Annotated in this window: 1 protein-coding gene; it reads left to right on the top strand. The window is 53.0% G+C overall.

Annotated features, from left to right (window positions below; genetic code table 11):
* The first annotated feature begins 1,060 nt into the window (after window positions 1-1,060).
* Window positions 1,061-20,554 carry a photoditritide non-ribosomal peptide synthetase gene (pdtS, locus tag ABR397_RS02720; RefSeq protein ID WP_350304362.1) on the top strand — a complete coding sequence of 6,498 codons (19,494 nt, stop codon included), beginning with the start codon at window positions 1,061-1,063 and terminating at the stop codon, window positions 20,552-20,554.
* The last annotated feature ends 137 nt before the right edge of the window (window positions 20,555-20,691 follow it).

The following is a 20,691-nucleotide window of genomic DNA, read 5'->3' as shown; positions in this document are numbered from 1 at the left end:
ATGGATAATTTTATTAACAATTTTTTTAATTTCATTTATCCATTGCTGTTATTTTATATTATGTGATCTAAGTCTGGTTTTATTATTAATTCTATTCTGTTTCTTTGATTTTCTGGGTATTTTAATCCTGTGCTTGGCTGTATAATCATTGTTGAAAATGTTTGTGTTGATAAATAATATCTGAAGTTTTGATAATGTATTTTCTAGTGGTGATATAGGCTGATTTAATCAGTTTTTATTTCATTTTCTCTCTTTGGTCTATATTGCTTTTATTTTAAATGAATTGTTGTAATGGGAATAAAAGAACGGTAAGGGACAGTCTCAATGTATGTATTAATCGGTATCTTTAAACTGTATTCCTGCTTGCGCTACGGTGCAGCCCAATATCGCAGGATGTTCGTAAAATCACATCAAAGAACGATCCTTCTGGAATTTTTGTCTTTTTAATCAATATCATAGTAAATTAATAATTATTCCTGTCACATTATTTTATTGCGGAATAATATGTGGTGTAGTTAATTGTAAATTTTAATTATTTCTTGGTGTTATTGGATGAAATAACATTGCTATTTGCAATGCGACTTGGTTTTTATAAAACAACATGTAATGAGGTGAGTTGGTGCCGGTCTGTTTTTCGTGTTCACGTTGTTGGTGATTCTTTTATTGTTAAATTTAAATGAGATTGTTTTTGATCTGAAATTATATTTTTGCTTAATATGATAATGAATTCATTGGATGGGTTAATATTTAATTATTTAATTTGATGCCAGTCAATGAAAATTGTAGAAAATTAGTCAAATTTATCTAAAAAACAGGAGCGAAAATGGAATGGCTTATTCCGGATCATAGAGTGAGTGATTTATTCCATTATCAGGGTAATTAGCATCGTAGCGTTGTTAATGATATGGCTATTAACCGGGTTATAGCATCCAGTATCTGATTATCTTGAATTGATGCCGGATGTGCCTGTTTTTATTTCCTGAAGGTAAGAAGAAAATATTGGTGATGGCTGTCAGGAATGACAGTTTTCAAATTCTTAACAGATTCGTTGAGGTCGTAAATGAAAGATAGCATTGCTGAAGTAGGAAGTGCTCTTAGCGCTGAATTCCTCTCTCAGACATCAGAATACATAGCCAACACAAATGACACCTCACCACAGACTCAAAATACACATCATATCCCGCAGGCGCTCATACCCAGTGAATCATTTTGGTATGAACGCCTTGCTGCTTTGCAACCGCTCCAGTTACCTTCCGAGACCGCCACAGAGCAAGCGGAGCCCAAATGGGCCATGAGTCTTTGGCAGTCCCCGTTGCCGAAAAACGGAGAAGAGGGGCCATTGCGGACATTATTGCAGGCATTCGCTATCTATCTTGCGCGCTTGACCCAGCAGACTGAATTCCAAATTGGTTGGAGCGTGAAGGCAAACGATAACCTGGCAGATCTGGCGCCTGTGGTGCCGATGACCATTGAGGTAGCGCTTGATAAGCCGTGGAGAGCGGTAGCTGATTGGATTGATAACGAACTTGTCCAGTTGATGCGGCACCAGACATTTAGTCGCGATCTCCTGATCCGTTTTCCTGCATTGCAGGCTATTCCGGCGTTGGCGACCCGCTGGCCGTGGCAGATCGCCGTCTCGGTGAGACAGGATGACAGACTGTATAATCAGGAAGCGTCCGGCGAATTATTGACTCTTCAGGTGAATGAGCAGGGCGGTTTTCGCTGGATATACGATACAAACCGTTTGAACGCGGAAGTGGTTCAACGGATGAGTGAACATTTACAGATGCTGGCATTGTCGAAAAGGAACGGTGATGGCATCCCCGTCGGGCAACTGAATTTGTTGTCCGAGACTGAACGCAGGTTGTTGCTGGAAACCTGGAATGCCACGGAAACCCCGTATCCTGACCCGTTATGTATTCATCAGTTATTTGAGCAACAGGCAGCGCAATCCCCGGGCGCTATTGCGCTGGTGTATCAAGAGCAGATGCTCAGTTATGCGGAATTAAATGCCAGCGCCAACCGCCTGGCCCATCAATTGATGGCGCTGGGCGTTACTCCCGACCAGCGGGTGGCGATTTGCGTGGCCCGTTCACCGGCGATGGCGGTGGCGCTGTTAGCCGTGCTGAAAGCCGGCGGTGCTTATGTGCCGCTGGACTCAACCTATCCGAGGGAACGTCTGGCGTATATCCTGAATGATACAGCGCCGTCGGTTGTATTGGCTGATGTGGCCGGTCGGGCAGTGCTGGGCGAGGAAGTGCTGACCGGGTTGACAGTACTGGACCCAAATACGCGGCCAGACCAGCCGGACAACAATCCGCAGGTCCCGGCGTTGACGCCTCAGCATCTGGCTTATGTGATTTACACCTCCGGCTCAACCGGGCAGCCGAAAGGGGTAATGGTAGAGCATCAGGCGATATATCAACGGTATCTGGGTTTTAATGAGACTTATGCTGTCACCGCGCAAGACCGGGTACTGCAATTTGCCGCGTTTGCCTTTGATGTTTCCGTGGAAGATTTCTTCTCGTCGTTATGCAACGGGGCTACGCTGGTTATTCGCGATGACAGTTGGTTGGCGTCAGTGGCGGAATTTATTGCCTTAGCCCGGCAATATCGTATTACGGTAATGTCACTGCCGACTTTATTCTGGTCTGAACTGGCGGCCAGAGACAACGGATTACCGCTGCCGGATTGCCTCCGGCTGATCATCATTGGCGGTGAAGCGGTGAAAAAGCACGCCGTTCAGGACTGGTTTACCCATGAAACCCATCGACCCCGGTTGTTGAACGGTTATGGTCCGACTGAAAATGTCGTGACGGTAACTTATAAGGATGTGTTATCCCCGGAAGATGCCCGTTCTATCGGCCGGCCGGCGAAAAATGCCCGCATCTACCTGCTGGATAAATATGGTCAACCGGTCCCCGCAGGCTGTGTTGGCGAAATGTATATTGGCGGCGTTGGAGTGGCGCGTGGTTATCTGAACCGGCCGGAACTGAGTGCAGAACGTTTTATACTGGATCCTTTTAGCCCTGAACCCGGTGCGCGGATGTATCGCTCCGGGGATTTGGCCCGCTACCTGCCGGATGGTGACTTGGAGTTCATTGGCCGTAACGACCAGCAGGTTAAAATTCGCGGTTTCCGGGTTGAACTGGGGGAAATTGAAACCCGGTTGGTGGAACATCCAGCGGTGCAAGAGGCTGCGGTGCTGGCGCTGGATGATGGACAGAGCAAACGATTGGTCGCTTATGTGGCAGCGCAAGCGCAGGAGGGATTGGCAGCCCGTTTACGTGAATACCTGAGCGCTGTTTTACCCGATTATATGGTCCCGGCGGCCTTTGTGCGTCTGGAGACCTTCCCACAAACCCTAAATGGTAAGCTGGATCGCCGGGCATTACCGGCGCCGGGCGAGGATGATTTTGTCCGTCAGATTTATGAAGCCCCGCTAGGGGAAGCAGAGATCACCCTGGCTGCTCTCTGGCGTGAGTTATTGGGCATTGAGCAGATAAGCCGGCATGACAGCTTCTTTGCCTTGGGCGGCCATTCACTGCTTGGCGTACAGATGATTGAACGTCTGCGTCATCAGGGATTGACACTGACGGCGCGTGATCTGTTCCAGTCGCCGGTGTTGTCAGACCTGGCGCAAACATTGGGGTGCAGCCGGGCGGTAATGGTACCGCCTAATGTGATTACGCCGGCCGTCACGGCGTTAACACCAGCGATGTTGCCGCTGATTGATCTGACCCAGGCTGAGATTGATCATCTTGTCGGGCAGGTGCCGGGCGGAATCGATAATATTCAGGATATCTATGCCTTGTCACCGTTGCAGGATGGCATTTTGTTTCATCATTTGCTGGAAAGCGAAGGCGACCCGTATCTGGTGCTCTATCCGGTAGCCTTTGCAAACCGCGCTTTGCTGGACCGTTATCTGGCGGCGATGCAGCAGGTGGTTGATCGCCATGACATCCTACGCACTTCTTTTCTTTGGGAAGGATTGTCTGGGCCAGCGCAGGTAGTCTGGCGTCAGGCGACTTTACCGGTGACTGAACTGACGCTGAACCCAGCTGACGGCTCTGTTATTGACCAATTAACCCGGCGTTTTGATCCGGGTCAGTATCGTCTTGACCTTAGTCAGGCCCCGCTATTGCATTTTGTCATTGCGCAGGAAACTGACGGTCGCTGGTTTTTATTGGAATTGCAGCATCACTTGATCGGCGACCATGAAACGATGGAAGTGATGAAACACGAAGTTCAAGCCTATTTTTCCGGGCAAGAGGAGAGCCTGCCTGACCCGGCGCCGTTCCGCAATCTGGTAGCGCAGGCCAGGTTGGGAATGAATCAGGCCGAGCATACCCGTTTCTTTACCGACATGTTAGCGGAGGTAGATGAGCCGACGTTGCCATTCGGGCTGGTGAATGTGCATCATGATGGATCTCAGGAGATGGAATCTTACCGGATGCTGACGGCCGGGTTGAATGACCGCCTGCGTTATCAGGCCCGGCGTTTGGGCGTCAGTCTGGCGGCGTTGTGTCATCTGGCTTGGGCACAGGTATTGTCGCGTACCAGCGGGCAGGAGAAAGTCGTGTTCGGCACCGTGCTGTTTGGGCGCATGGCGGCGGGAGAAGGGGCTGACAGCGGCATGGGGTTGTTTATCAATACTTTGCCGGTGCGGTTGGATATCGATGATACCCCGGTACGGGACAGTGTGCGGGCGGTACATCTGCGGCTGGCCGGGTTGTTGGCGCATGAGCATGCCTCGCTGGCGCAGGCTCAGCAGTGCAGCGGGGTTGCCAGCGGTACGCCGCTCTTTAGCGCCTTGTTGAACTACCGGCATAATGAACAGCCGGATCCGCTGGATGAAACGATGGCCGGGATTGAATTCCTGGGCGAACAGGAGCGAACCAACTACCCGTTTGTGCTGTCGGTAGAGGATGGGGGCGCCACGTTGGGGCTGACCGCTAATGTGGCGCAGCCGTTTGATCCGGACAGGATATGCGATTATATGCAGCAGGCGTTGGAAAGTCTGGTGGAAGCTTTGGAGCAGGCCCCAGAGACCCCGGTACGGACGCTGAATATCTTGCCGGAAACGGAACGCACGCTGTTGCTGAAAACCTGGAATACCACAGAAACCCCGTACCCTGATCCGTTATGTATTCATCAACTGTTTGAGCAACAGGCGGCGCAAAATCCTCATGCCGCAGCACTGGTGTATCGGGAACAGACGCTTAGTTATGCTGAATTAAATGCTGGCGCCAATCGCCTGGCCCATCAACTGATTGCGCTGGGTGTCACACCCGACCAGCGGGTGGCAATTTGTGTGGCGCGTTCCCCGGCGATGGTGGTGGCATTATTAGCTGTACTGAAAGCCGGCGGTGCTTATGTGCCGCTGGACTCAACCTATCCGCAGGAACGTCTGGCGTATATCCTGAATGATACAGCGCCGTCAGTAGTATTGGCTGATGTGGCCGGTCGGGCGGTGTTGGGCGAGGATGCGCTGACCGGGTTGACGGTACTGGACCCGAATACGCGGCCAGACCAGCCGGACAACAACCCGCAGGTACCGACGTTGACGCCTCAGCATCTGGCGTATGTCATCTATACCTCCGGCTCAACCGGGCAGCCGAAAGGGGTAATGGTAGAACATCAGGCGATTTATCAACGTTATCTGGGCTTTAATGACACCTATGCTGTCACCGCGCAAGACCGGGTGTTGCAATTTGCCGCGTTTGCTTTTGATGTTTCCGTGGAAGATTTCTTCTCATCACTGTGTAACGGGGCTACGTTGGTGATGCGGGATGACAGTTGGTTGGCGTCTGTGGCGGAATTTATTGCTTTAACCCGGCAATATCGTATTACGGTGATGTCACTGCCGACCTTATTCTGGTCTGAACTGGCGGCCGGAGACAACGGATTACCGCTGCCGGATTGTCTCCGGTTGATCATCATTGGCGGTGAAGCGGTGAAAAAGCACGCCGTTCAGGACTGGTTTACCCATGAAACCCATCGACCCCGGTTGTTGAACGGTTATGGTCCGACTGAAAATGTTGTGACGGTAACTTATAAGGATGTGTTATCCCCGGAAGATGCCCGTTCTATCGGCCGGCCTGCGAAAAATGCCCGCATCTACCTGCTGGATAAATATGGTCAACCGGTCCCCGCAGGTTGTGTTGGCGAAATGTATATTGGCGGCGTTGGGGTAGCGCGCGGTTATCTTAACCGGCCGGCACTTAGCGCAGAACGTTTTATGCCGGATCCTTTTAGCCCGGTAGCCGGTGCGCGGATGTATCGCTCTGGGGATTTGGCCCGCTACCTGCCGGACGGTGACTTGGAGTTCATTGGCCGTAACGACCAGCAGGTGAAAATCCGTGGCTTCCGTATTGAGCTGGAGGAAATCGAAACCCGGCTGGTGGAATATCCGGCGGTGCAGGAAGCTGTGGTGTTGGCGCTGGATGAAGGTCGGGATAGACGGCTGGTCGCCTATGTGGTGTCGGAGGAGGAGGGATTAGCTGCTCGTTTGCGCGCACACCTGAGTGCTGTTTTACCCGATTATATGGTCCCGGCGGCTTTTGTGCGTCTGGAGTCCTTCCCGCAGACTCCAAATGGCAAGCTGGATCGCCGGGCATTACCGGTGCCGGGAGGGGAGGCATTTGCCCGTCAAATTTATGAAGCTCCGCAGGGAGAAACTGAGATTGCCCTGGCGGCTATTTGGTGTGAGTTATTGGGCATTGATCAAGTTAGCCGGCATGACAGTTTCTTTGCCTTGGGCGGCCATTCATTGCTCGCGGTGCGGATGATTGAACGCCTGCGTCATCAGGGATTGACACTGGCGGCGCGTGATCTGTTCCAGTCGCCGGTATTGTCGGCACTGGCGCAAACATTGGGACAGCATCAGGCTGTGAGGGTGCCGGCCAATGTGATTACGCCGGCCGCCACGGCGTTAACACCGGCGATGTTGCCGCTGATTGATCTGACTCAACCGGAGATTGACCGTATCGTGGAACAGGTGCCGGGCGGGATGGCGAATATTCAGGATATTTATGCGCTATCGCCGTTACAGGACGGTATTTTATTCCACCACTTACTGGCAAATGAAGGTGATCCCTATTTGTTAGCCGGCCAGATGGTTTTTGCTGACCGGACTCTGCTGGATCGTTATCTGGCAGCGGTGCAACAGGTGGTTGATCGCCATGATATTTTGCGTACCGCGTTTATTTGGGAAGGCTTGTCTGTACCGGCTCAGGTGGTTTGGCGCCGGGCTCCGTTGTCAGTCGCTGAATTGACGCTGGACCCGGTTGATGGGCCGGTTGGTGATCAACTGGCGCAACGTTTTAATCCCCGTCATTATCGTATTGATTTGGGCCAGGCCCCTCTGCTGCGTTTTGTCGTGGCACAGGAGACTGATGGCCGCTGGTTTTTACTGGAGTTGCAACATCACTTGCTTGGCGACTATACCACAATGAAAGTGATGAACCGTGAAGTGCAGGCGTATTTTTTCAGACAGGAAGACTGTCTGCCTGACCCGGCGCCGTTCCGCAATCTGGTGGCGGAGGCCCGGCTGGGGGTGAGTGAGTCAGCGCATCGCCGTTTCTTTACCGACATGTTAGCGGAGGTGGATGAACCCACGTTGCCATTCGGGCTGACGGAGGTGCATCTTGATGGATCTCAGGAGATGGAATCCCACCGGATGCTGACGACTGGGTTGAATGAGCGTCTTCGCCATCAGGCTCGGCGTTTGGGCGTCAGTCTGGCGGCGCTGTGTCATCTGGCCTGGGCACAAGTATTGTCTCGAACCAGCGGGCAGGAGAAAGTGGTGTTCGGCACGGTGCTATTTGGGCGCATGGCGGCAGGTGAAGGCGCCGGCAATGGCATGGGATTGTTTATCAATACCCTGCCGCTGCGGCTGGATATCGATGATACTCCGGTACGGGACAGTGTGCGGGCGGTACATTTGCGGCTGGCTGGATTGCTGGCCCATGAGCATGCCTCGCTGGCGTTGGCCCAGCGGTGCAGTGGGGTTGCCAGCGGTACGCCTCTCTTTAGCGCTTTGTTGAACTACCGACATAATGATCAGCCGGTGACGCCGGATAAAACGATGGAGGGTATCGAATTCCTGAGTGAACAGGAGCGCACTAATTACCCCTTTGGGTTGTCGGTGGAGGATGGAGGCGCCACGCTGGAGCTGATCGCTCATGTGGTGCAGCCGTTTGATCCGGGCAGGATATGCGGATACATGCAACAGGCGCTGGAGAGTTTGGCGGAGGCGCTGGAACAGGCCCCGGAGACACCGGTACGGGCACTGAACATTCTGCCTGAAACGGAGTGTACGTTGTTGTTAAGGACCTGGAATGCGACGGAAACTGCGTATCCTGACCAGTTATGTATTCATCAATTGTTTGAACAGCAAGCAGAAGAAAACCCGGACGCTACGGCTCTGGTGTATGAAGACCAGACTGTCAGCTATGCGGAATTGAATGCCCGGGTTAACCGACTGGCGCATCAACTGATTGCGCTGGGTGTCGTACCGGATCAGCGGGTAGCGATTTGTGTGCCTCGCTCACCCGCGATGATAGTGGGACTGTTGGCGGTTTTGAAAGCCGGGGGCGCTTATGTGCCGCTAGACCCTGCTTATTCTGGCGAGCGTCTGGCGCATATTTTGATTGATGCCGCGCCGGCTATTGTGTTGGCGGATAGTATCGGACGGGAGGCATTGGGTGAGGAGGCGCTTTCGGGGTTGACCGTACTCGATCCGAATATCCTGCCAGAACGACCGGACAGTAACCCGCAGATATCGGCATTAACTTCACAGCATTTGGCGTATGTGATTTATACCTCTGGCTCGACCGGTATACCAAAAGGGGTGATGGTGGAGCATCGTAGTGTGGTCAATCTGGCTTTGGCGCAAATTACCCGGTTTGATGTGAGGGCAACCAGCCGGATATTGCAGTTTGCTTCCTTTAGTTTTGATGCCAGTGTCTCGGAAATGATGACTGCGCTGAGTGGTGGGGCCAGCCTGGTTATTCCTGCCGACACGGTTCGTCAGGATCCATTACGTCTTTGGCATTATCTGGAAGAATGTAGGGTGACGCATGCTTTCCTGCCCCCAGCTTTGCTTCGGGAAGGGGTTGATTTACCAGCGCTAACGATAAAACCGACATTGATATTGGCGGGTGAAGCACCTAGCACGGCGCTGCTTCAGGTGTTGTGTGGCCGGGTAAATCTGTTCAATGACTATGGCCCGACAGAAATCACAGTTTGCGCCACGACTTGGCGTTGTCAGTTAGACCATCTGGAGACAGGGGTTTCTATCGGGCGTCCGACGGCCAACACGCGGATCTATCTGCTGGATGATCATGGTCAACCAGCGCCATTAGGCTGCGTGGGTGAAATGTATATTGGCGGTGTCGGGGTGGCGCGCGGTTATCTGAACCAGCCTGAATTGACAGCTGAACATTTCCTGACTGATCCATTTAGTCATAAAACGGATGCGCGCATGTACCGCACCGGGGATTTAGCCCGTTACCTGCCGGACGGTAATCTGGAGTTTGTCGGTCGTAATGACCAACAGGTTAAAATCCGGGGATTCCGGATCGAGCCGGGAGAAATCGAAGCACGGCTAACAACGCACCCGGCGGTACGTGAAGCGCTGGTATTAGCGCTGAGTGACGGTCAGGACAAACGGCTGGTCGCCTATGTGACGGCGCCCGAGGATGAGGGACTGGTTAACAGCCTGCGTGCCCATCTGAGTGCCGTTTTGCCTGACTATATGGTACCGGCGGCTTTTGTTCGTTTGGATACCTTCCCGTTAACCCAAAATGGCAAGCTGGATCGCCGGGCATTACCGGCGCCAGGTGAAGGGGCGTTTGCCCGTCAGGTTTATGAAGCCCCTCAAGGGAAGAGAGAAACGGTGCTGGCGGCGGTCTGGTGTGAGTTGCTGGGCATTGAGCGGATCAGCCGGCATGACAGCTTCTTCGCGCTGGGTGGTCATTCATTACTCGCTGTGAGTATGATTGAACGATTACGGCGTATTGGTCTGGGTTTATCGGTACAAACATTATTCCAACATCCAGTACTCTGTGTTCTGGCGCAATCCCTGATGCAGCATGATGAAATCCAGGTGCCTGACAACGGTATTACACCGGATACGGTGGCGTTGACCCCGGATCTGTTACCGTTAATTGACCTGACTCAGTCGGAGATTGATTGCATCGTTGGTCTGGCTCCGGGTGGGATCGCTAATATTCAGGATATCTATGCGCTGTCGCCGTTGCAGGATGGTATTTTGTTCCACCATCTGCTGGAGAATGAATATGATCCGTATCTGTCAATTAGCCAGATGGCTTTTGCTGACCGGACTCTGTTGGATCATTATTTAGCGGCAGTGCAACGGGTGATTGATCGGCACGACATTTTACGAACCGCCTTTATCTGGCAAGGATTATCAGTGCCGGCGCAGGTAGTTTTGCGTCAGGCTCAATTATCCGTTACTGAATTGACACTGGATCCGGCCGACGGCCCGATCAGTGACCAGTTAACCGGGCATTTTAACCTACATCATTATCGTCTCGATTTGGGTCGGGCGCCTTTGCTGCACTTTGTGATTGCGCAGGAAGGCATAGAAGGGCGTTGGATCCTGCTTGAATATCAGCATCATCTGATCGGTGACCATACGACGCTGGAAGTGATGAACCGTGAAGTACAGGCGTATCTTACGGGGCAGGGGGACAGCCTGCCTGCGCCGGTACCGTTCCGCAATTTAGTGGCTCATGCCCGGTTAGGTATCAGTCAGGAAGCGCATACCCGTTTCTTTACTGAGATGTTAGCTGAGGTGGATGAACCGACGCTATCATTTGGATTGACGGAAGTACATAACAATGGTTCACGGGTGACGGAATCCTATCGGATGCTGACGTCTGAGTTGAATGACCGTTTACGTCGTCAGGCCCGGCGTTTGGGGGTCAGTTTAGCGTCGTTATGTCATTTGGCCTGGGCGCAAGTATTATCGCGCACCAGCGGTCAGGAAAAAGTGGTGTTCGGCACCGTGCTGTTTGGACGCATGGCGGCGGGTGAAGGTGCCGACAGTGGCATGGGGCTATTTATTAATACCCTGCCGTTGCGGTTGGATATGGATGAAACCCCGGTACGGGACAGCGTACAGGCCGCCCATACCCGGTTAGCGGGATTGCTGGTGCATGAACATGCCTCATTGGCGCAGGCTCAACGTTGCAGTGGGGTTGCCAGTGGGATACCGCTGTTCAATGCATTGCTGAACTACCGGCACAATTTGCCGCCGGTCGCTGCGGATGAACTTATCAGCGGCATTGAATTCCTGGGCGGACAGGAGCGGACCAGCTATCCATTTGCCTTGTCAGTGGAAGATTTTGGTAACGCTCTGGGCCTGACCGCGCAAATTGTCCAGCCGTTTGATCCGGAACGGATATGTGGGTATATGCAGCAGGCGTTGGAGAGTTTGGTCGAGGCACTGGAGCAGGCCCCGGAAACGCCGGTACGGCAGTTGGAAATTTTGCCGGCTGCGGAGCGTACACTGTTGCTGAAGACCTGGAATGCCACTGAAACTGTGTATCCTGACACGTTGTGTATCCATCAATTGTTTGAACAGCAGGTGGAGAAAACCCCGGATGCGGTGGCTCTGAAGTATAAAGAGCAAACGCTCAGTTATGCGGAACTGAATGCCCGCGCTAACCAACTGGCTCATCAACTGATGATGCAGGGGATCGCACCGGACCAGCGAGTGGTGATTTGCGTGTCACGTTCTCTGGCTATGGTGGTGGGGGTGTTGTCAATATTGAAAGCAGGTGGCGCTTATGTGCCATTGGATCCGGCTTATCCGGGTGAACGTCTGGTGCATATTTTGAATGATGCCGCGCCGGCTATTGTGCTGGCAGATAATATCGGACGGGAAGTCTTGGGTGAGGAGGCGCTTTCGGGGCTGACCGTATTCGACCCGAATATCCTGCCTGAGCAACCGGACAGTAACCCGCAGATAACGGCATTGACTTCACAGCATCTGGCGTATGTGATTTACACTTCCGGCTCGACCGGCACACCAAAAGGGGTGATGGTTGAACATCGTGGGTTGGTCAACTTGACTCTGGATAAAATTGCTCAGTTTGGCATTGGCGCTGATAGCCGGATATTGCAGTTTATCTCATTGGGATTTGATGTCAGTGTCCAGGACATTATGATGGCGTTGGCAGGTGGGGCGACTTTGGTTATCCCTGCTGATACAGTCCGTCAGGACCTAAACCGCTTCGGCTATTATCTGGAGGAACAGGCAATAACGCATGCCTGCTTGACCCCGGCTTTGCTCCAGGACGGTGCAGGTTTGCCGGTGATGACGATGAGACCAACGTTGATATTGGGGGGAGAGGCTCCCAGTACCGCGTTGCTTCAGGCTCTGAGTGACCGGGTAACGCTGTTCAATGATTACGGACCGACGGAAATCACGGTGTGTGCGACGAGTTGGCGTTGCCCGTCAGACTATTCCGGTGAGCTGGTTTCTATTGGCCGACCGACGGCCAACACACGGCTTTATTTGTTGGATGCTGATGGTCAGCCGGTGCCGTTAGGGGCTGTGGGGGAGCTGTATATTGGCGGGGTTGGCGTGGCGCGAGGTTATCTTAATCGCTCTGAATTAACCGCTGAATGTTTCCTAGCTGACCCGTTTAGTCCTGCATTGGATGCACGAATGTACCGCACCGGGGATTTAGCCCGTTACTTGCCGGATGGCAATCTGGTGTTTGTTGGCCGTAACGACCAACAGGTGAAGATTCGTGGTTTCCGGATTGAACCGGGGGAAATTGAGGCGCTCTTGGCAGCACACCCGGCGGTGCGTGAGGTGATGGTGCTGGCGCTGGGTGACGGGCAGGATAAGCGTTTGATCGCCTATGTAGCAGCGGAAGCGCAGGAGGGGCTGGTCAACAGTTTGCGTGCCCGCCTGAGCGCCATTTTACCTGACTATATGGCGCCGGCTGCCTTTGTCCGTTTGGATGCCTTCCCGTTAACCCCGAATGGCAAGCTGGATCGCCGGGCATTACCGGCGCCAGATGAGGAGGCGTTTGCCCGTCAGGTCTATGAAGCCCCGCAAGGGAAGAGAGAAACGATGCTGGCGGCGGTCTGGTGTGAGTTGCTGGGCATTGAACAGATCAGTCGGCATGACAGCTTCTTTGCGTTGGGCGGCCATTCACTGCTCGTTGTACGGATGATTGAACGATTGCGGCGTATCGGTCTGGGTGTATCGGTACAAACCCTGTTCCGGCATCCAACCCTTTGTGTTCTGGCTCAGTCTCTGGTTCAGCATGATGAAATCCAGGTGCCTGAAAACCGTATTACACCGGATACGGCGGCATTGACGCCGGACTTGTTGCCATTGATTGACCTGACCCAGCCTGAGATTGATCGAATCATCGGGCTGGTGCCCGGAGGGATCGCTAATATTCAGGATATCTACGCGTTGTCGCCGTTGCAGGATGGTATTTTGTTTCATCATCTGTTGGCAAATGAAGGTGACCCGTATCTGTCGATTAGCCAGATGGCTTTTACTGATCGGACGCTGTTGGATAATTATTTAGCGGCGGTTCAACGGATAATTGATCGGCACGACATTTTACGTACTGCCTTTATCTGGCAAGGATTGTCAGTGCCGGTTCAGGTGGTTTGGCGTCAGGCCCAATTGCCAGTTACTGAATTGACGCTGGATCCGGCTGATGGGCCGATAAGCGGCCAGTTAGCCGAGCGTTTTAATCCGCGTCATTATCGTCTCGATTTGGGCCGGGCGCCTTTGTTGCATTTTGTGATTGCGCAGGAAGGCGCAGAAGGTCGCTGGATCCTGCTGGAATATCAGCATCATTTGACTGGCGACCATACCACGCTGGAAGTGATGAACCGCGAAGTACAGGCGTATCTTACCGGTCAGGAAGACCGCCTGCCTGCGCCGGCGCCATTCCGCAATCTGGTGGCGCAGGCCCGGTTGGGTGTGAGTCAGGAAACGCATACTCGCTTCTTTACCGATATGCTGGCAGAGGTGGATGAGCCCACACTGCCGTTCGGTCTGACGGAGGTGCATCGTGATGGTTCACAGGTAGTGGAATTTCGCCGGATGTTGACGGGCGCGCTGAATGACCGTTTGCGGAGTCAGGCCCGGAGTTTGGGCGTCAGTCTGGCTTCATTGTGTCATCTGGCCTGGGCGCAGGTCCTGTCGCGTACCTGCGGTCAGGAAAAAGTAGTGTTCGGCACCGTGCTGTTTGGACGGATGCAGGCGGGAGACGGCGCTGATAGTGGCATGGGATTGTTTATCAATACGCTGCCGTTGCGGCTGGATATTGATGATACCCCGGTACGCGACAGTGTGCTGGCCGCCCATACCCGACTCGCCGGATTATTAGCACATGAGCACGCGTCACTGGCGCTGGCCCAGCGTTGCAGCGGTGTGCGGGGTGATATCTCACTCTTTAATAATCTGTTGAATTATCGGCATAATAGCCAACTGGAGACGTCGGATGAACTTATCAGCGGTACTGAATTTATTGGCGGACAAGAGCGGACCAACTATCCGTTAGCGTTATCGGTAGAGGATTTTGGTGAAGCATTGGGTTTGACGGCTCAAATTGTTCAACCGTTTGATCCGGACAGGATATGCGGGTACATGCAGCAGGCGCTGGAGAGTTTGGCGGAGGCGCTGGAACAGGCCCCGGAGACGCCGGTACGGGCACTGAACATCCTGCCTGAAACAGAGTGTACGTTGCTGTTAAAAACCTGGAACGCGACGGAAACCGCGTATCCTGAGCAGTTATGCATTCATCAGTTATTTGAACAGCAAGTGGAGGAAAACCCGGACGCTACAGCTCTGGTATATGAAGACCAGACTGTTAGCTATGCAGAATTGAATGCCCGGGCTAACCGGCTGGCGTATCAACTGATTGCACTGGGTGTCGTACCGGATCAGCGGGTGGCGATTTGCGTGTCTCGCTCACCCGCGATGATAGTGGGGTTGTTGGCAGTTTTGAAAGCCGGTGGCGCTTATGTGCCATTGGATCCGGCTTATCCGAGCGAGCGTCTGGCGTATATTTTGATTGATGCCGCGCCGGCTATTGTGCTGGCGGATGATGCTGGGCGTACAGCGTTGGGAGAGAAGGCTCTGGCAGAACGGGCTGTACTCGACCCGAATAGTCTGTTTGACCGGCCAGACAGTAATCCGCAGATATTTGAACTGACCGCCCGACATCTGGCGTATGTGATTTATACCTCTGGCTCGACCGGTATACCAAAAGGGGTGATGGTGGAGCATCGTAGTGTGGTCAATCTGGCTTTGGCGCAAATTACTCGGTTTGATGTGAGGGTAACCAGCCGGATATTGCAGTTTGCTTCCTTTAGTTTTGATGCCAGTGTCTCGGAAATGATGACCACGCTGAGTTGTGGGGCCAGCCTGGTTATTCCTGACGACACGGTTCGTCAGGATCCATTGCGTCTTTGGCATTACTTGGAAGAGCGGAGGGTGACGCATGCTTTCCTGACCCCAGCTTTGCTTCAGGATGGCGCTGATTTACCGGTGCTAACGATAAAACCGACATTGATACTGGCGGGTGAAGCACCTAGTACGGCGCTGCTTCAGGTGTTGTATGGCCGGGTAAATCTGTTCAATGACTATGGCCCGACAGAAATCACAGTTTGCGCTACAACTTGGCATTGCCTGTCAGATCATATGGAAACAGGGGTTTCTATCGGGCGTCCGACGGCCAACACGCGGATCTATCTGCTGGATGATCATGGTCAACCGGTACCATTAGGCTGCGTGGGTGAAATATATATTGGCGGCGTCGGGGTGGCGCGGGGTTATCTGAATCGCCCTGAATTGACAGCTGAACGTTTCCTGACTGATCCATTTAGTCATAAAGCGGATGAGCGGATGTACCGTACCGGGGATTTAGCTTGTTACCTGCCGGACGGTAATCTGGTATTTGTCGGCCGTAATGACCAACAGGTTAAAATCCGGGGATTCCGGATTGAGCCGGGGGAAATCGAGACACATTTAACTAAACACCTGGCGGTGAGTGAAGCGCGGGTATTGGCGTTGGGTGATGGTCAGGACAAACGGCTGGTTGCCTATGTGGCGGCGCCCGAGGATGAGGGGCTGGTTAATAGCTTGCGTGCCCACTTGAGCGCCATTTTGCCTGACTATATGGTGCCGGCAGCCTTTGTTCGTTTGGATACTTTCCCGTTAACCCCGAATGGCAAGCTGGATCGCCGGGCATTACCGGCGCCAGGTGAAGGGGCGTTTTCCCGTCAGGTCTATGAGGCCCCGCAAGGGGAAGCTGAAATTGCGCTGGCGGCGATTTGGTGTGAAGTCCTGGGGATAGAACAGATCAGCCGGCATGATAATTTCTTTGCGCTGGGTGGTCATTCGCTGTTGGCGGTGCGGATGATGAACAGGATAGCGGCGTTAGGTTTCGAACTGCCGCTGAGTACGTTGTTTGAAGCTCCGGTGTTAATTGCCTTTGCTGAGGCAATGCGTGCCCGGTTTGATGAACAGAGCAGGATTTTACCCGCCATTTTGCCGATATCCCGTGAGGGAGCGTTGCCGTTGTCATTTGCTCAACAGCGTCTGTGGCTTCTTGCCCAGTTTGAGGGGGGCAGTGATACCTATCATATCCCGATGGCGCTGCGCCTATGTGGTCAATTGGATATTGTTGCCTGGCAGCAGGCGCTCGACACGTTGTTTGCCCGTCATGAAGCGTTACGTTCCGTCTTCGTCTCTGTTGACGGTCAGCCACAAGTACAACTGTTGGCTGCGGACAGAGGATTACCGTTGTTTCAGTATGACCTGCGTGGAATAGCGGATGCCGAAACTATGCTTGAACATCTGAGCACTGAAGCCCGCACGTCATTTGATCTCAGTCGTGGCCCGCTTATCCGTGCTTCGCTTATCCGGCTCACGGATGAGGAATACCGGTTCCTGCTTATCCAGCATCACATTGTGTCAGACGGCTGGTCTGTAGGCGTGCTGATAAGTGAACTGAACACGCTTTATACAGCTTTTCTGACCGGGCAACCGGATCCATTGTCACCGTTGGCGATTCAATATCCTGATTACGCCGCCTGGCAGCGCCAGTGGCTATCGGCCGAACGGATCCGGGCCCAATCGGACTATTGGCGTACTATGCTGGCTGATGCACCCGTGTTGCTTGATTTACCAACTGATCGGCCACGTCCGACTCAGCAGTCGTTTGCGGGGCATGTTGTGTTCATCGATTTGGATGAGGAATTAACGGCATCTCTTAATCGTCTGAGCGAACAGCAGGGCGTCACGTTATTTATGACCTTGTTGTCAGCTTGGGCGACGGTTCTGTCACGTCTGTCAGGTCAGGAGGATGTCGTTATCGGCACCTCAAGTGCGGGCCGCAGTCGTCAGGAAGTGGAATCCCTGATCGGCTTCTTTGTGAATACGCTGGCCTTACGGATTGATTTATCGGGTGAGCCGAATGTGACGGAGTTGCTTACGCGTGTGCGGCAAACCGCACTGGCAGCACAGGCGCATCAGGACCTGCCGTTTGAACAGGTGGTGGAAATTGTACAACCGCCGCGCAGACTGGCGCATGCCCCGCTGTTTCAGGTGATGTTTGTTTGGCAGAACAATGAGAGCTCGGAATGGGGACTGCCCGGGTTGGCTGTCTCGCCTGTTGATCCCGTCCTTGACACAGTCAAGTTTGATCTGGAATTGGAACTGTCTGAGGAAAATGGCAGGATTGTGGGAGCGTTGAGTTATGCCACAGCCTTGTTTGATCAACAGACAATCGAGCGCTATGTGGGGTATTTGCACACGGTACTGCAAGCGATGGTGGATGACTCTCAACAGCGGATTGGGGAAATTGATATTCTGACGCTGGCGGAGCGCAGATTGTTGCTCGAAACCTGGAATGCCACGGAAACAGCCTATCCTGACCTGTTATGCATTCATCAGTTATTTGAACAACAGGCCGGGAAAAACCCAGATGCCATGGCTCTGGTGTATGAAGAACAAATTTTCAGCTATGCGGAATTAAATGCCCGTGCTAACCGGCTGGCTCACCAATTGATTGCGCTGGGTGTAGAGCCGGATCATCCGGTAGCGATTTGCGTAGCGCGTTCACCGGCAATGGTGGTGGGATTGTTGGCGGTATTGAAAGCGGGTGGCGCCTATGTGCCGCTGGACCCGGCCTATCCGGGTGAGCGTTTGGCGCATATTTTGATTGATGTCGCGCCGGCTATTTTACTGGCGGATAACGCCGGACGTACTGCGTTGAGTGAGAAAGCGTTTGCGAACCTGACGGTGCTTGACCCGAATGTATTGCCGGACCAGCCGGACAGTAATCCGCAGGTCCCGGCATTGACTGCACGGCATCTGGCGTATGTGATTTATACCTCTGGCTCGACCGGTATGCCGAAAGGGGTGATGGTGGAGCATGGCGGCGTGGTCAATCTGGCGCTGGCGCAAATTACCCGGCTTGATGTGAGGGTAACCAGCCGGATATTGCAGTTTGCCTCGTTGGGTTTCGATGTCAGTGTTGCGGAAATCATGACGACTTTGAGTGGCGGGGCTTGCCTGGTTATTCCTACCGACACAATTCGTCAGGACCCGGTACGCCTTTGGCATTATCTGGAAGAGCACAGGGTGACGCACGCTTTACTGGCCCCTGCTTTGCTCCAGGAAGGGCGTGATTTACCGGCACTAACGATAAAGCCGACTTTGGTACTGGGTGGTGAAGTGCTCAGTACGGCGCTGCTTCAGGTGTTGTGCAGCCGGGTAAATCTGTTTAATGATTATGGCCCGACAGAAATCACGGTGTGCGCCACCACTTGGCATTGTCCGTCAGACTGTACGGAGACAGGGATGCCTATCGGACGCCCGATAGCCAACACGCGGGTTTATCTGCTGGATGCCTATGGTCAGCCAGCGCCTTTGGGGGTTGTCGGAGAGCTGTATATCGGTGGTGTGGGTGTGACGCGGGGTTATCTGAACCGCCCTGAGCTGACGGCTGAACGTTTTCTGACAGATCCGTTCAGCGATGTTCTGGGGGCGCGTATGTATCGTACCGGGGATTTGGCCCGCTATCTGCCGGATGGCAATCTGGTGTTTGTCGGCCGTAATGACCAGCAGGTTAAAATCCGCGGTTTCCGTATTGAACTGGGAGAAATCGAAGCACGTTTGATTGAATACCCGGTGGTGAGTGAAGCGCGGGTATTGGCGTTGGGTGATGGGCTGGATAAGCATCTGGTTGCCTATGTGGTGGCGCCGGCCAATGATAGGCTGGTTAACAGCTTACGTGAACACCTGAGTGCTTTGCTGCCGGATTATATGGTGCCGGGCGCTTTTGTGCGTCTGGATGCCTTCCCGCTGACCCCGAACGGTAAGCTGGATCGGCAGGCATTACCTGCCCCGGACGAAAAAGCGGTTGCCCGTCAGGTTTACGTTGCACCGCATGGGGAAACAGAAACTGCATTGGCGGCGATTTGGCGCGAATTGCTGGGGGTTGAGCAGGTTAGCCGGCATGACAATTTCTTCGCACTGGGTGGTCATTCACTGCTTGCCATACGAATGGTAAATCTTGCCGCCGGTCAAGGGTTGATTTGTACATTGAATGCTTTATTTCAATGTCCTGTGTTGTCCGAATTGGCTGCGAAAATCACCTCAGATTTGCTGTCTCAGTCGCAAAGCGTTGCCATACCGGTACGATCTGAGGGAACAGGGTTGCCATTGTTCTTTGTGCCCAGTGGAATGGAAGACTATTCCTATGTCTTCGGGCTGGCTCAACATATCCGGTCAGGTTATCCGATTTATACGGTGTCCTGGTCGTCCATCAATGAAGAAGCGGTGCCGACGATGGAAGAGCAGGCGGTCAGAATGATCGGCTTGATGAAAGCGGTGCAACCGGCAGGTCCATATCGGATATGTGGTTACTCTTCCGGCGGTATATTGGCTCATGCTATAGCTCAGAGGCTTTTGCATGCCGGTGAGACGGTGAGCTTCCTGGGGTTGATTGATACTCCGGCGCCTCATTATTTAGAAGAGCAGCCTATGCGATCCAAGCATCTATTCTTGGCTGAATTGGACAGGCAGTCAGGGGAGGAGTGCACAGAAGAGGTTGCGATATTACACCGGCGAATTGATGAGTTGAATTTGGTGCAATTTATTGAAGCGGCGCAAGAATTGGCGTTATATCCCGCCAATCTGCGCGCTGATTTAATCGCAAAAAGTTGGGAACAGCTAGAGAACTATGCACAAATGGCCAAAGATTATAAGCCACAGGTATTAACGGTAACGCTGCATCAGTTTTATGCGATGGAACCTCTCGCTCCGACCCCTTTTGTTTCGGATGAAGAACCGCAGCCTTTAACCATAGACCCATCGTTAGGTTGGGCGCAGATAATACCGGGTTCTTTACTTCAGTTAACTGCTGTTCCGGGTAACCATACTAGTTTAATGGAGAATAAGGAGCATCGAATCGCTTTAGCTCGGGCCCTGAATAACGCATTGGCGATCAGTTGCGATGAGGAGACACTGTAATATTAATATATTAAGAAATATTGAATAATTTAATGTTGATGTGATAATCCGGTATATATTGTTTATACCGGATTGTTTACCTCCAAATTCCCCTCCCGCCGACATCATCCACGCTGATGTTGAATGTATTGTTTCAC

Source organism: Photorhabdus viridis, from assembly GCF_040256935.1.
Lineage (GTDB): Bacteria > Pseudomonadota > Gammaproteobacteria > Enterobacterales > Enterobacteriaceae > Photorhabdus > Photorhabdus viridis.
Note: the sequence above shows the minus strand (reverse complement) of the source record. Positions and strands in the feature narration are given on the sequence as shown.

Excerpts from the sequence above, each read along its gene's own strand:
- pdtS (WP_350304362.1), top strand. The coding sequence starts at position 1,061 with ATGAAAGATAGCATTGCTGAAGTAGGAAGTGCTCTTAGCGCTGAATTC.